Here is a 13,659-nt window from a genome sequence, read left to right on the forward strand (position 1 = left end):
CCGGGCTATTATTAAAGTATACTTACAATTTTCATAAATCGGGATTTATAATGTCCGTTTAGTGGTGTGATGGTTACACTGTGAGCTTTTCCTGAAGAGGCGTGAATGAATTTTATGCCATCAGAATCTATGGAATAAACGATTCCGACATGTCCGATTCTTCTTACTCTCGAGTTGCTTCCTGTAAATATGAGTACATCTCCGACTTTTGCATCTTCGAGTGTAGTTTCTTTACCTGTATAGCTAAATTCTCTTGATGATCGCGGCACTTTGAATCCGAAATTACTAAATACATAGCTCACAAACCCGGAACAATCGAATCCTAATTTTGGATTGCTGGTGGCATAGCGATACCTGATCCCCAGCATACTTTTTGCAAAATCAATCAAAGATTCGGAGCTGGTTTCATTCTCTTTGACCAATTCCCTGGGTTCTTTCGGAAGGTTTGAGATTAAGCTCTTTATCAGCTCCTGATATTGAGAAGGGATGATTGTTTGGGTTTTTCCTGCCGTGGCAGACAAAATGAAAAACAAAATCGGGATTATTATTTTCTTCATATGTTAATTTCAAAGATATAAAAAATATCCAGAGTGAATTAAAATGTTGAAAATGAGTAAGGATTAAGGTGTAGTTACTGCAACGGGTATAATTTTTCCATTGAAGAATTTGTGTCCGGTTTTTGCGAAATCGGCGATGTATTTACCCATCTCGAATGCCATAACCGGGCTTTGGTATCCGGGAAAAGCGGCTTCCAGCATCTCGGTTTGAGCTGATCCCAAGGCCAGGCAATTTACTTTTATACCTTTTTCTGAGAGTTCAAACGCCAGGCATTCTGTTAAGGTATGCAGGGCGGCTTTGCTGGCGGAATATGCCGATAAGCCGGGGAATTTCACACTTCCCTGAAAGCCACCCATGCTTCCAATGTTGACAATGTGACTACCACTTTGCATTAAAGGTAGGGTATTCCGGATCATCCTGAAGTGAGCGATAACGTTACTTTGCAGCATTTCTTCTAAATCGGCTTCTGTTGTTTCCAGGAATGGCTTGTTGATTAAGCTTCCTGCGTTATTGATCAGGATATCAATTTTGCCTAAGCGCTCTTTGAGGAATGGGAGTAATGCTGCATAGTCATCATTCACTATATCGAATTCTACAGGAAGCAATGTGCATTCAGGGTTAATGCTGCGTGCAATTTCCAAAAGCTTACGTAATTTGTCGGCAGTACGTGCTATGGCGACAATTTTATTTTGTTTCTGTAAGCTAAATTCTAGTGCAGCTTCGAAACCAATTCCACTGCTTGCTCCTGTAATTATAATGTTCATCTCTGTTTTTTTTGCCATGTTGCCAGTTAAAGCAGCAACCTGGCACAAAGTTATCAAACCTTTTCTGAATGTTATTGAAGTTATTTCACAACCCTGTATTTAATTCGATAGCAACTGTGATACCGGGTGTTTGATTACGTGTAATCCATCTAAAATTAATTTATGGTGATCAGCTTCTCTGGCCGCTTTTATTTCGAGATAGACCATTAGTTCCTTTTCGAGCCTGGCGTACCGGGGTTTTTGATCAATCAGTTCTAAAATCTCGAGGGTACAAAGCCAGTCGTGCCGGTGTTGTTTTTTCAGTTTATCGAAAATATCGTTTAATTCATCAAGCGATTCATTATTTTCCCTGATCTCCCGAACACGTTTGTATAGATTATGCAAATTTTTTGTCTTTTCATCATACTGTAGCTGATGCGTTTTTTCAGTGCTAACAGGGCTTATCTCCTCGTAAGCATCTTTATCGGCGGCTCCATTAAATACAGATATGATTTTACTTCCTACGGCCATATCATAGGTTCCCCATTCGGGTCGGAACAGGATGTTATTGTTGCTTTCGGTAACTGTACAATCTTCGAATGTGATCAAGAGCAGCTTTCCATTTTTTCTTAGCAGGTTTGTAATTTTACCCTGAACATGAATTCCGCTTTGGAAGGTGAGGTTAGTTTTGTCGCCTGTTACCAATGCCGCGATTTCGGGGTCAGTATAATCCTCAAGTGATTTAACTGCATCTTTAAGCCGACCAACCGGAGATGAAAACCCATCTGAATGGTAATTTTTCCCATGGTTATTCAACTGATTATTTTCGAATGCCAATGCAGAGGGGCCATTTGTTTTAATGAAGGTTAGCTCATCAGTGGTATTGATGCCCATATCGGTGAATACGCCAGAAACCTGCAATCCAGATGAATAAACGGCTGTTGCAACGTTTTTGCATGCGATGGCTTTCAATACACTTTCTGATCCGCCGCGGCGAAAAGCCATGGTATCGGCAAATTGTTCGAGTACATCAATCAGATTCTGGAAGGTTGGTGTAACGAAAAGCTGTGGTTGTGGTTTTGTGATGTCGTACTGATGGTTTATCGCATCAATACTATACCATAATTTTTCGACGTCATTTTGCATACAGGAGGCACTTTCGCCGATTGATGAGAGTAAGCCAGCACCGTAAATTTTGGGTTCTTCGAGTGTACCAATCAATCCATATTCGACTGTCCACCAGTGGAGACGCCCGAGTAGTGCCATTTCAGATGGTTCTCCCATGTTTTCACTGATGTAGCGCAGATTTTTTTCGGCTTTAGCGATTTCCATTTCATCGGCATTGCTTGCTTCCTTTAGAATAGAAAGTTTTCTAATTGCTTCGTAGAGTTCGAAATCTTTGGCAGAAAACATGGCTTTTGCACCTATAGATCCGAAATAGCTCAGGTAGTTGTTGTAATCAGCATCGGCTATTATGGGTGCATGCCCTGCGCTTTCATGTATAATGTCTGGGGCAGGTGTATATTCGATATGATTGATCTGCCGGATATCGGCTGCAATAACCAGAACCCTGTAAGCCTGATATTCCATAAATGCCGCAGGGGGAATAAATCCATCCACGGTGACTGCTCCCCATCCAATTTTACCAAGGTTATCGTTCATGGTTTGCAGGTCGGGGATGTGCTCGATGCTCAAACCAGCTCTTTGCAGGCCTTTGATGTAGGGGTAGTAAGCAACATTTTTTAGATAACTATAATTCTGACGCATCACGTATCGCCAGACTGCCTGATCTATGGGGGTGTACTTTTCATAGTTCTGGTTAACGATAAACTGCTTTAAGTGATTGGGCAATTTCGCAACCTGTGGATTACTAAAGTCGTTAAAATGGCTCATTTGTATTATGGTGAATAAGTTGGTTGAGCACTAAGTTAGCTTGTTGTTATTAGCTAAGCAAGAAGTATGGCGTTTATTTAAGCGCTGATTTTGTGCATATCCATTTTGTGTGCAGCTTTACACGGAATGAAAGGAATGCTTAATTTATCTTGGTGGAACTAGTTCTTTTTGTCTTTATTGCTGCCGATCTTTTTAACACTAAAGGTGAAGTAGTGCTGATACAGATAACTAAACAGAGCGATTCCAACCTGGACAACCAATCTTGAAACAGTGGGATAAATACCCAGGATTTCGACAAAAAACTTCAGTAAAACATAGTTTAATAACATGTTTATAAACTGCAGGTTGATGAAACGAAATAACTGTGTGCGGGATTTAACCTCACTGTGGGTGAAGATAAGGTATTTGTTGAGGATGAAGCTATAAGGAATCACGACAACAAATTCAACAGCGAGGGAGACTGTATTGCGCTTTAGGGTGAAGAACAATACTTTAACCTCTTCAGTGAGGAACATATAATTGTAAGCCACCCAAAACATTACAAGGCCTAAAACGAAAGTACTTCCACCAGTTGCAAGGTATCTGAAGTTATGCAGGGATACAAATCTTCTGAAAGGGGGATAGAAAAAATCGATGAATGCTAAAATAGCTTTGCGCATGAATTGTTTGTGGTGTTTGGGCAAAGGTAGTTTTTTTACTAAAAACCTTCAGAAAATTATTTTGATATTATGATATACTATGGCTTACCAGCGGTATAAGCAGGTAATGCTACAAAGTCCATTACTGCGCACCAGGTGTAAGAGGGGTGTGGCTGAATGCTGATGCCAACGGTATTTAACTTGTATTTCTGGTCGAGCATATTGAAGCGGTGGCCCAGGGATGGTACGCCACAATCCAAAAGGAGGTGACAAACGATATCCAGGCTATTTGAATATCCAAAATCTATATTTTCGCTCATGGCTTTGTTGGGAAAGTATCTGGATAGTCTTTTAGAGAATTTATCACCGTTACTGCTTTCATGGGTATCTAAATTGTTGCGGTTTAGATCCTGTGCATGGCTTCGGCTCAATGTCGTTAGTTTTTCATCCGGGTAGAATACCGGAAGGTTTTTTATGCCCTTTAAGTGTTTGAGCAATGACGTGTAATAGGGGTTGTTGCGGGTAAGGCGCAGTTCATTGTAATTGCGGTATTGCTTAACATTTGCGTTGTAGGTGTTAAAGTAATCTTCCAGAAAAGTATAATAAAATTTCTCACCATCAATCCGAATGAGGTTGAGATACAGGATTATATTCTTTTCTTCATTGGTAAGGTAGCTAGCCGTTGCTGCGGTATTGGCTCTTCGAAATTCAGCGTCGGTCCACCTTTGGGCTTTTACAGTTCCACTCGTTAAAATTAGAAGGAAAAGGGGTAAGAGTTTGTTGATCACATTTTTGCTTTGCAAGCATAACGTGATTTTATGGGGTTTATTTTGTCGGCTTACCGTATGTGGAAGAGCATGGATGTGATATTGCCTGACTCTGATGAATCAGGCAATATTGATTGGGTTTTTCGGTTTATAAGAACATACCTCCGGAAGCTTCGATCCTTTGTGCATTGATCCATTTTGCTTCTTCTGTACATAGGAATGCGACAACAGGTCCGATATCATCAGGCAATCCTACCCTGCCTAATGCTGTTTGTGATGCAATGCCCTTATTCATTTGTTCATTATCGCGTACTACTCCGCCACCAAAGTCAGTTTCGATAGCGCCAGGTGCAACAATATTAACATTAATGCCTCTTGATCCCAGTTCCTTTGCCTGATATTTGGTCAGGGTTTCCATAGCACCTTTCATGGATGCATAGGCGGCATAGCCTGGCAAAGCAAAACGTACTAAACCAGTTGATACATTTACAATTCCTCCTCCATCATTAAGCAAGCCCAGTGCTTTCTGAGTGAGAAAGAATACGCCTTTAAATTGTATGTTTACCAATGTATCGAATTGTTCTTCAGTAGTTTCGGCAAAAGGAACGTGAATTCCAATACCGGCGTTGTTTACTAAGTAATCGAATTTGTCTGCGTTAAACACGGATTGCAACACTGCTTTTACTTCATTAAAAAAGTTTTCAAATGTTTTGATGTTAGCGACATTCAGCTGAAGTGCTGCAGCATTTACGCCAGCTTTTTTTAATTCTTCTACCGTTTCTTCGGCATCGTCTCTTTTCGACTGATAGGTGATGATTACATCCAGCCCTTTCTTGGCCAGGTGTATAGCGGCATTTTTGCCTAATCCACGACTTCCACCAGTTACTAATGCTATTTTATTTTGTCTTTCCATTTTCGTTTTTATTTAATAGAACAAAGTTGGAGAGAAACTACCAGTAAAAATGGTGATACGTTAAGTAAAAATGGTCAGTACTTAAGTTTTATATGGTGACTTTTTCCTTATTTGCCAGGGATTTAAAGTATTCTTCGCGATATTGTTTAGGTGTTTGTTTGGCAAAATGCTTAAAGAATTTGGTGAAGTTTGAGGGGTCGTATGTTAAAATCCTTGCAATTTCAGAAATCGGCACACTTACATTTTGCAGCATGGATTTAGAAATTTCCATCAACCGTTCTTCGAAAAAGTAGCAGGGCGAGTGTCCGGTTGCAGACTTGATGGTATTACTTAAGTGGGTTGGGTGAACATGGATCAGTTCGGCAAAATCACGTATCTCAAACATTTCTGTAGCCCTACCAGAAACGATATCGTCGAGGTGCTTATCTAATTCCCGTAAATAATCTGCAGCAATTTCATGTTGTCGGGCAAAGAATTTTTGTGGAATTTTCATACATCTTACCTATTAAAGTGGAGCCAGTTATTTTTTGCTTAGGGGTAATTCAAATGAGCCTTCAGTAACCGTTACGGATGTACTGATCGTGCTGTTTTCGTTTGGCGCAATGAAAGAGAAGGTACCCTTTAATTTATTATTTGCTTCGCTTGTGATTTTTAATGTGCCGCTTTTGCCGGAAAATGAGCCCGTAGCAGACTGGTCTTTCATATAAACAGCTTCGGCATCACCCGGTACTGTATAGTTTCCAACCCCTTTGTATCCAAGAATTCCAAAAACCATTCTTTTATCGCCATTAATTGTCACGATCGAAAGTAACTGGCCTAACGGAGAGTTAACTGATGTGGCTTCGCCGGTAAAACCAGTAGCTATGCCATCAACTTTTGCTGACAGATTATTAGTGGTGCTATTTGTTTCAGGTAATTTAACCGGTACCAGATTAATCGAGAACTTACCTTCAGTGATTGTTTTTTGGAGAGATGTGTTTGAATTTTCTCCTTTAAATTCGAATGTGCCAGTTAGGATTTTGTTTTCTGTGTAGCTTATAATTTTAATGGTACCGTTAGTTATACCCAGATAAGCATCCTGCAGGCCGTTAACTCCTTTCAGATAAATGGCCATATTCGTACCAGAAACATTGTAAGTCCCCACGCCTTTAAAATCGTCGATGGTTAAGCTGAAGCCGCTTAGTTCTTTTGAACCAATAATTTGTACTGTTGTTTTGCTGCCGAGTGGATAAAATGCGGCGGCAGAGGTGGTGCATTCGAGTAAAATACCGTCAACTTTTCCACTCATTGTGGATTTTCCCTGCTCAGAACTCCAGTCGATTTCTTTTTTGCATGCAGAAATGATGATGAGGCACAGGCAGGCCAGAACAATAAAGAGTTTGTTTGTTTTCACGAGCGTAAAATTGTGATAGTTATTTGTTTGGTTAATTGGGTGCTAATATAAGTTTTTTAGGGATTTAGTTCAAATGTGTTTAAGGTGATTAACAGTTCCAAAAAAAGTCGCAAGCTTTTGCTTGCGACTTCATATCTAAATTAATGTGTCGAGAAATGTGTTTCTGGTCAGGCCAAAAGTGTTTTCCAGCTTACCGCGTTGCCGATAATACCGGCCAAATCTGCGATGGCAACACGTTCCTGTTCCATACTGTCACGGTGACGGATGGTAACCGTATTATCTTCCAAGCTCTGGTGATCTACTGTTAAGCAGAAAGGTGTGCCAATGGCATCCTGACGGCGGTAGCGTTTACCTATAGCATCTTTTTCTTCGTAAATACAATTGAAATCGAATTTCAATGCATCCATAATCTCCCTGGCTTTTTCTGGTAAACCATCTTTTTTGGTTAGTGGGAAAACCGCCACTTTGTAAGGTGCCAAAGCCGGGTGTAAGCGTAATAGTGTACGGCTGTCTTGCTTTTCATCCGTGCTTAAGTCCTGCTCTTCGAATGCGTTGATCATGGTTAACAGGAACATACGATCCAGGCCAATTGATGTTTCGATTACATAAGGGACGTAGTTACCGTAAGGTTTTCCTTCCTCATTTAAGTCGTTATCAAAATACTGCATTTTCTTTCCAGAAAACTCCTGATGCTGGGTTAAATCGAAATCGGTACGGCTGTGGATACCTTCAACTTCCTTAAAGCCGAATGGAAATTCAAATTCTATATCTGTTGCTGCATTTGCGTAATGAGCTAATTTTACGTGATCATGGTAACGGTATTTATCTGGATTAGTTCCCAGCGCTTTATGCCATTTCAAACGTGCTTCTTTCCAATATTCGAACCATTTTTTGTCTTCGCCCGGGCGTACAAAAAACTGCATTTCCATTTGTTCGAATTCGCGCATACGCATAATGAACTGGCGTGCAATTACTTCATTTCTGAATGCTTTACCGATCTGTGCAATACCAAAGGGAATTTTCATCCTTCCAGATTTTTGAACATTTAGAAAGTTTACGAAAATACCCTGTGCCGTTTCCGGACGGAGGTAAACTTCGTCACTTCCTTCTGCCATCGCACCAAACTGTGTGCTAAACATCAGGTTGAACTGGCGAACATCGGTCCAGTTTGATGTTTTAGAAATGGGACAGATTACTTTATAATCAACAATTAAATCTTTTAGTTGTGCAAGATTCTCAGCTTTCAGCGCCAGATTCATTTCAACTTCCAGAGCAAGGCCTTTTTTCACAAACCTCCACCTTGCCTCCTCAATGAACGGGTATTGTGTGGCATCTAAAATTGAATTTTCTTCTTTAAATCCGGGAATCCAGCTTGCCTGTCCTTCGTCGCTCAATCCTAGTATTTCCTGCTGAAATTCTTCGAACTTTGCTTTGTTTTCAGCGCTGAAATTAGCCAGCTCTGAGTATAATTCGTCAATTTTATTTTCTAAAAGCTGATCGGCCCGATAACGTTTTTTAGAGTCTTTGTTATCAATCATCGGGTCGTTAAATCCATCTACGTGACCACTTGCTTTCCATACCTTCGGATGCATGAAAATTGCAGAGTCGATACCGACAATATTCTCATGCATTTGAACCATGGCTTTCCACCAGTATGATTTGATATTGTTTTTTAATTCGGCACCCAGCTGGCCATAATCGTAAACAGCACTTAAGCCATCATATATTTCACTGCTCTGGAATACAAAACCATATTCTTTAGCGTGTGAGATTACATTTTTAAATTGTTCGTCGTTATTCTTTTGAGCCATAATGGAAGCAAAGATAATAAAAAGGCGGAGGGTTTAAAGGTAAGCGGTAAAAGGCCCTCTTACATCATTCATTTTTTTCTATTTTTGAACCATGAAATTTCGTCAGTTGCTTTTTCTTGCCTTTGTTGTTGTGTTTGCCTCGTGTAAGCAAGAGGAAAAAGTTCATCATTACATTCATTTTAATAATACAAGTGAATTATATCAGTTTTTGAAATGGACACCGGAAAACCGTTTTCCATTAATCAGTGCTCACCGGGGTGGGCCGATGCCTGGATTTCCTGAAAACTGCATTGAAACTTTTGAAAACGCAACGACTTATAACCCTGTAATTATAGAGTTTGATATTGCCTACAGTAAAGATTCGGTAATGGTAATTATGCATGATGATCAATTGGAAAGGACATCAACAGGAAAGGGGAATATTGGTAGTTATACTTATGAAGAATTGAAAGCATTTAATTTAAAAGATAATGAAGGGAAAGAGACCAGCTTCAAAATTCCTACGTTAGATAGTGTTTTGAGTTGGAGCAAAGGCAAGGTTCTATTAACTATAGACTTAAAAAAAGGAGTTTCCTATGCAAAAGTTATTGAAAAGGTAAGGCAATATAAGGTTGAAAGCAACTCCATCATCATTACCTACAGCGCAGACCAGGCTAAGGAAGTACATCAGTTAGCACCTGATCTGATGATTTCTGCATCTGTTCAGAAAAAAGCGGAGTTAAAAAGACTGAATGGTCTGGGAATTCCGGATAGCAGGATTGTTGCCTTTGTAGGGGTTTCTGCTCCGGAAAAGGAATTATATCAGTTTCTTCATTCTAAGGGAATCACCACTATACTAGGTACAATGGGTAATATAGATAACAGCGCTCTTTCAAGTCCGGCGAAGAACGTTTATTACCATTTAGTGAATAATGGTGCAGATATTTTGTCGGGCGATAATTTGCCACAGGCTTCGGAGGAACTAAATAAGTTCAGGTATAATAAAAAGCTAAGCTCGGTGCATATTAACTAATGATGAGTACTGATTTCTAAATAAATAACATGAGTATTTTAGTTGAAAACCTGAGCAAATATTACGATAAACAGAAAGCGGTAGATTCAATTAGTTTTGAAGCAAAACCTGGACGTATTTTAGGTTTTCTCGGTCCTAATGGTGCAGGGAAATCAACAACGATGAAGATGCTTACGGGGTATCTGGAACCAAGTTCGGGTAATGCAATGATTTCGGATTTCAACATTCTTACTCAGGCTATCGCTGCTAAAAAGCACATCGGTTATCTCCCTGAAAACACTCCGCTTTATATGGAAATGTACGTGAGGGAGTTTTTAAGTTTTGTTGGGGAAACTTATGCACTTAAAAACTTATCGCAGCGGATTGATGAAGTAGTTAAACTGGTAGGGTTGACTCCGGAGCAACATAAGAAAATAGGAATGTTATCTAAGGGATATAAACAGCGGGTAGGATTAGCTCAGGCTATCATCCATAATCCCGAAGTTTTAATTCTGGACGAGCCAACGTCTGGGTTAGATCCGAATCAGCTGGTAGACATCCGGGCGTTGATTAAGGAACTTGGGAGGGATAAGACTGTGGTTATCTCTACGCATATTATGCAGGAGGTTGAAGCAATATGTGATGACATTATCATTATCAGCAATGGTAAAATAGTTGCGAACGATTCTCTTGAGGGGATCAAGAAAACATATCATGATGATTCACTTGAAAATATTTTTAGGAAATTAACCGCCTAGGATTTTTTATATTTAAAAGCAAACTGGCATATAGATGAAGCAAACATTTTTTACATTATTATTTCTCCCGATTTTTTTTATCCAGGCAAAGGCACAACGGAAGCCTTTGAAAATTGGAGGTAAGGCAGGGGCAACCTTTCCTAACATACATACCTCAACGGATGCCATTGCTTATGACGGTGGTGGAATTAAGGAAAATGATATCAATACTTCTTTTTATTTTGGTGCAACGGTGGATTTACCTGTTGGTAAAAACATGTTACTACAACCAGGATTTACCGTTTCGGGAAAAGGTACAAAGGTTTCTTATTACAGTTATTTGCCAAACTCACCCTCGTCGGCTAAAATTAATCTGACTTACCTTGAACTACCGGCCAATCTTGTTCGTGTTTTTCCATTCAAAGGGGGAAGATTTTTTGTGGGCCTGGGGCCTTACGTTGCCTACGCACTTTCTGGAACTGTAAAATACACTTTCAGTAATACGAATATTGCTACGCAGACCAAGCAAGCTATTGAATTTGGATCGACGAAAAACTTCAAACGTTTTGATCTGGGGGGAAATGCACTCGCCGGGTATACCTTTGGCAACGGTATAAACATTCACTCCGGTATCAGTGCCAGTGCTTTTAAGATATCCAATTCCACCGATACGTATCTGGATGCGCGAAATCTGGTTTTCTCAGCGGGACTGGGTTACGCCTTGTAATTGTGTGCCATTGATTAAGAATTGTATTATTTCCTGATTGAAATATTATTTATTTAACTTCGACGTTTTAATAGCCCATGTACGCAGTTTTTAAACGCGAATTCTTCAGTTTTCTAAGTTCGATGGTTGCTTATATCACCATTGGGATTTTTCTTCTGGTTTCCGGATTATTGCTTTGGGTTTTTCCCGATACTTCTGTTCTGGATTACGGCTATGCGGAATTAACTGGTTTTTTTAGTCTGGTTCCTTATTTATTCATGTTTTTAATTCCGGCGATTACCATGCGGTCATTTGCTGAGGAAAAACGGGAAGGAACCTTTGAGCTTTTAATTACGAGGCCAATTACAGTATGGCAGATTGTTTTTGCAAAATATTTCGCAAGCCTGATATTGGTTTTATTTGCACTGATACCAACTTTGGTATACTACTATTCAATTTCGAAACTTGGGTTCCCTGAGGGAAATATCGATTCGGGGGGGGTGATTGGCTCATATATTGGTTTATTTCTGCTCGGAGCTGTATTCACCGCTATCGGCATATTTGCTTCTGCTATTACCAAAAATCAGGTTATTGCTTTTGTAATTTGTGCAGGTATATGTGCCTTTGCATTTTTAGGGTTCGATTATTCGAGTCAGATTACTGGTTTTCAGCCGATCGAATCGTTAATTAGCAGCTTAGGAATTAACGAACATTATATTGCAATCAGCAGGGGTGTGTTAGATACGCGGGACCTCATGTATTTCGTTACTTTTTCATTTCTTTTTCTTTTGTTAACCAGTTTAATCATTGGAGGTAAGAAATGAGAGGGGCTAAAAATAAGTGGCTACGTTTTTTTATTTTACTGGCTGGAATTTTCATTCTGAATATTGTAAGCCAATATTTTTTTCATCGTTTTGATTTTACGGCAGATAAACGTTTTTCATTAAGTGATAAAACTAAAAAGATTCTTGAAGGCAATCGCCAACCGGTTGTTGTTACCGTATTCCTGGATGGCGAACTTCCCCCTGCTTTTAAGCGTTTGCAGGCCGCGGTAAATGATATTTTATCTGATTATAGAGCCTATTCCAAATCAGATTTCAAAGTTGTTTTTGTCGATCCACTTGCGGGATTGAATCAGGCAGACCAGGACACGGTCATCAATAACCTTTACGATCAAGGGATTGAAGCTACGAATTTAAGTGTTAAAACGGCCTCCGGTTTAACACAAAAGCTAGTTTTTCCGATGGCTATTGTTGAAAGTAACGGGAACGAGTTTCCAATAAAACTTTTTCAGAATTTGGATACCAGAGGAAGCTACGAGGATAATATTAACCGTGCCATCGAAAACCTGGAATATATTTTTACTTCGGGTTTAAAAAAAGTATTATCGGGTAAGAATGCGCGTGTTGGGTTTTCGGAGTCGAACGGGGAGTTAAACGATTTGCAACTGGCTGATGCCATCCATGCACTATCGGCCAGCTACGAGGTTGGCAGGGTAGACCTCAGTACTATTGATCAGGCCGGTTTGGACAAGCTAGGCATGCTGATTATTGCGAAGCCAACCAAGGCGTTTACAGAAACTGAGAAGTATAAGATCAACTATTTTGTGATGAATGGTGGGAGTGTACTCTGGAGCATTGATCAGGTTAGTGCTGAACTTGACAGTTTGAGGAGCAGGAGTGGGCAGCTGGTGAGCAATAGAAGCTTAAATCTTGACGACATGTTGTTTATGTATGGGGCGAGGATTAATTACAACATCGTTGCGGATCCGGCAAATGCTGCTGAAATTCCGATATCGACGGGGGTTGTTGGTGGGCTGAATCAGATGCAACTTGTTCCATGGATATACTATCCGATATTACTGGCAGATACTGTGCACAGTGTAGTGAAAAAACTGGATGGGATTAAGTCGGAATTTCCTAGTACTGTAGATACCATTGGAGTGACAGGTGTATCCAAATCATATATTTTGACAACTTCATCGTTCAATAAGGTGTATAGTACTCCTAAATTGTTTAGTTTGCAAATGGTGGGCGATCAGTTGGATCCCCGGAGTTTTCAAGGTAGTCCACAAAACGCAGCTGTATTTCTTGAGGGGAGTTTTCCTTCGGTATTTGCGGGGAGGCCACTGCCCGCTGGCATTGCTAAGCCCTACACTCTTGCCGGAAGGGGTAAGCCGGCAAAAATGATTGTTATTGGTGATGGTGATGTATTTAAAAACCAGGTTTCGGAGAAAGATGGTGCGCCATTTCCACTTGGCTTTGACCGGTATACTCAGCGTACTTTTGGGAACAAGGCCCTTTTATTAAACATTGTTGATTATTTTACGGATGAGGGAAATTTAATCGACTTAAGAAACAAGGAAGTTAAGATCAGATTATTGGATAAAGCGAAAATTCAAGTCGAAAAAACCAAATGGCAGCTGTTAAATATTGCGGTCCCGCTGTTATTGTTAATATTGTTTGCGATTTTTCAACATTATTATCGTAAATACAAGTACGCTAAATAA

The 13,659-nt window shown here is 39.9% G+C and carries 14 protein-coding genes; 5 read left to right on the forward strand and 9 right to left on the reverse strand.

Going from position 1 to position 13,659, the window contains the following annotated elements:
- Positions 1-11: 11 nt before the first annotated feature.
- The 9 genes from R2Q80_RS02200 to R2Q80_RS02240 all read right to left on the reverse strand — a co-directional run bounded on the left by R2Q80_RS02200 (position 12) and on the right by R2Q80_RS02240 (position 8,716).
- Complete coding sequence (locus R2Q80_RS02200) at positions 12-557, reverse strand: C40 family peptidase (RefSeq protein ID WP_316798009.1); 546 nt, start codon at positions 555-557, stop codon at positions 12-14.
- A gap of 63 nt (positions 558-620) precedes the next feature.
- Positions 621-1,322, reverse strand: coding sequence for an SDR family oxidoreductase (locus R2Q80_RS02205; protein ID WP_316798526.1), 702 nt, complete (start codon positions 1,320-1,322; stop codon positions 621-623).
- Between the two features lie 99 nt (positions 1,323-1,421).
- Entirely contained in the window at positions 1,422-3,194 is a 1,773-nt protein-coding gene (locus tag R2Q80_RS02210) for an aromatic amino acid hydroxylase (protein ID WP_316798010.1), read from the reverse strand.
- Between the two features lie 158 nt (positions 3,195-3,352).
- Positions 3,353-3,853 (reverse strand): GtrA family protein, encoded by a 501-nt coding sequence (locus tag R2Q80_RS02215; RefSeq protein WP_316798011.1) that lies wholly within the window; start codon positions 3,851-3,853, stop codon positions 3,353-3,355.
- A 77-nt stretch (positions 3,854-3,930) separates the two neighbouring features.
- Positions 3,931-4,620 (reverse strand): CAP domain-containing protein, encoded by a 690-nt coding sequence (locus R2Q80_RS02220; RefSeq protein WP_316798012.1) that lies wholly within the window; start codon positions 4,618-4,620, stop codon positions 3,931-3,933.
- 127 nt (positions 4,621-4,747) lie between these two features.
- A complete protein-coding gene (locus R2Q80_RS02225) occupies positions 4,748-5,512 on the reverse strand; it encodes an SDR family oxidoreductase (RefSeq protein ID WP_316798013.1) in 765 nt (254 codons plus the stop codon).
- Between the two features lie 88 nt (positions 5,513-5,600).
- Entirely contained in the window at positions 5,601-6,005 is a 405-nt protein-coding gene (locus R2Q80_RS02230) for an AraC family transcriptional regulator (protein ID WP_316798014.1), read from the reverse strand.
- Between the two features lie 27 nt (positions 6,006-6,032).
- The gene (locus R2Q80_RS02235; protein ID WP_316798015.1) at positions 6,033-6,905 is read right to left on the reverse strand and encodes a DUF6252 family protein; all 873 of its coding nucleotides are present in this window, start codon (positions 6,903-6,905) and stop codon (positions 6,033-6,035) included.
- A 167-nt stretch (positions 6,906-7,072) separates the two neighbouring features.
- On the reverse strand, positions 7,073-8,716 hold the full coding sequence (locus R2Q80_RS02240) for a glycine--tRNA ligase (protein WP_316798016.1): 1,644 nt from the start codon (positions 8,714-8,716) through the stop codon (positions 7,073-7,075).
- Positions 8,717-8,807: 91 nt separating this feature from the next.
- On the opposite strand from R2Q80_RS02240, the gene R2Q80_RS02245 reads away from it, so the two are divergent.
- From R2Q80_RS02245 to gldG, 5 genes are all read left to right on the forward strand, one after another.
- A complete protein-coding gene (locus R2Q80_RS02245; RefSeq protein WP_316798017.1) occupies positions 8,808-9,728 on the forward strand; it encodes a glycerophosphodiester phosphodiesterase family protein in 921 nt (306 codons plus the stop codon).
- Positions 9,729-9,757: 29 nt separating this feature from the next.
- Positions 9,758-10,465, forward strand: a complete 708-nt coding sequence (locus R2Q80_RS02250; protein WP_316798018.1) for an ATP-binding cassette domain-containing protein — start codon at positions 9,758-9,760, stop codon at positions 10,463-10,465.
- A gap of 34 nt (positions 10,466-10,499) precedes the next feature.
- On the forward strand, positions 10,500-11,171 hold the full coding sequence (locus R2Q80_RS02255) for a porin family protein (RefSeq protein ID WP_316798019.1): 672 nt from the start codon (positions 10,500-10,502) through the stop codon (positions 11,169-11,171).
- Between the two features lie 77 nt (positions 11,172-11,248).
- On the forward strand, positions 11,249-11,974 hold the full coding sequence (gene gldF / locus R2Q80_RS02260; RefSeq protein ID WP_316798020.1) for a gliding motility-associated ABC transporter permease subunit GldF: 726 nt from the start codon (positions 11,249-11,251) through the stop codon (positions 11,972-11,974).
- Entirely contained in the window at positions 11,971-13,659 is a 1,689-nt protein-coding gene (gene gldG / locus R2Q80_RS02265) for a gliding motility-associated ABC transporter substrate-binding protein GldG (protein ID WP_316798021.1), read from the forward strand. The genes gldF and gldG overlap by 4 nt, the downstream gene beginning before the upstream one ends.

Origin of the sequence: Pedobacter frigidisoli, assembly GCF_032678525.1 — a bacterium.
Lineage (GTDB): Bacteria > Bacteroidota > Bacteroidia > Sphingobacteriales > Sphingobacteriaceae > Pedobacter > Pedobacter frigidisoli_A.

What these genes read in the sequence shown, in the direction of transcription:
- gldG (WP_316798021.1), top strand. Translation starts at nt 11,971, where the DNA reads ATGAGAGGGGCTAAAAATAAGTGGCTACGTTTTTTTATTTTACTGGCT.
- R2Q80_RS02210 (WP_316798010.1), bottom strand. Translation starts at nt 3,194, where the DNA reads ATGAGCCATTTTAACGACTTTAGTAATCCACAGGTTGCGAAATTGCCC.
- R2Q80_RS02205 (WP_316798526.1), bottom strand. Translation starts at nt 1,322, where the DNA reads ATGAACATTATAATTACAGGAGCAAGCAGTGGAATTGGTTTCGAAGCT.
- R2Q80_RS02200 (WP_316798009.1), bottom strand. Translation starts at nt 557, where the DNA reads ATGAAGAAAATAATAATCCCGATTTTGTTTTTCATTTTGTCTGCCACG.
- R2Q80_RS02255 (WP_316798019.1), top strand. Translation starts at nt 10,500, where the DNA reads ATGAAGCAAACATTTTTTACATTATTATTTCTCCCGATTTTTTTTATC.
- R2Q80_RS02230 (WP_316798014.1), bottom strand. Translation starts at nt 6,005, where the DNA reads ATGAAAATTCCACAAAAATTCTTTGCCCGACAACATGAAATTGCTGCA.
- R2Q80_RS02240 (WP_316798016.1), bottom strand. Translation starts at nt 8,716, where the DNA reads ATGGCTCAAAAGAATAACGACGAACAATTTAAAAATGTAATCTCACAC.
- R2Q80_RS02250 (WP_316798018.1), top strand. Translation starts at nt 9,758, where the DNA reads ATGAGTATTTTAGTTGAAAACCTGAGCAAATATTACGATAAACAGAAA.
- R2Q80_RS02245 (WP_316798017.1), top strand. Translation starts at nt 8,808, where the DNA reads ATGAAATTTCGTCAGTTGCTTTTTCTTGCCTTTGTTGTTGTGTTTGCC.
- R2Q80_RS02215 (WP_316798011.1), bottom strand. Translation starts at nt 3,853, where the DNA reads ATGCGCAAAGCTATTTTAGCATTCATCGATTTTTTCTATCCCCCTTTC.
- gldF (WP_316798020.1), top strand. Translation starts at nt 11,249, where the DNA reads ATGTACGCAGTTTTTAAACGCGAATTCTTCAGTTTTCTAAGTTCGATG.
- R2Q80_RS02225 (WP_316798013.1), bottom strand. Translation starts at nt 5,512, where the DNA reads ATGGAAAGACAAAATAAAATAGCATTAGTAACTGGTGGAAGTCGTGGA.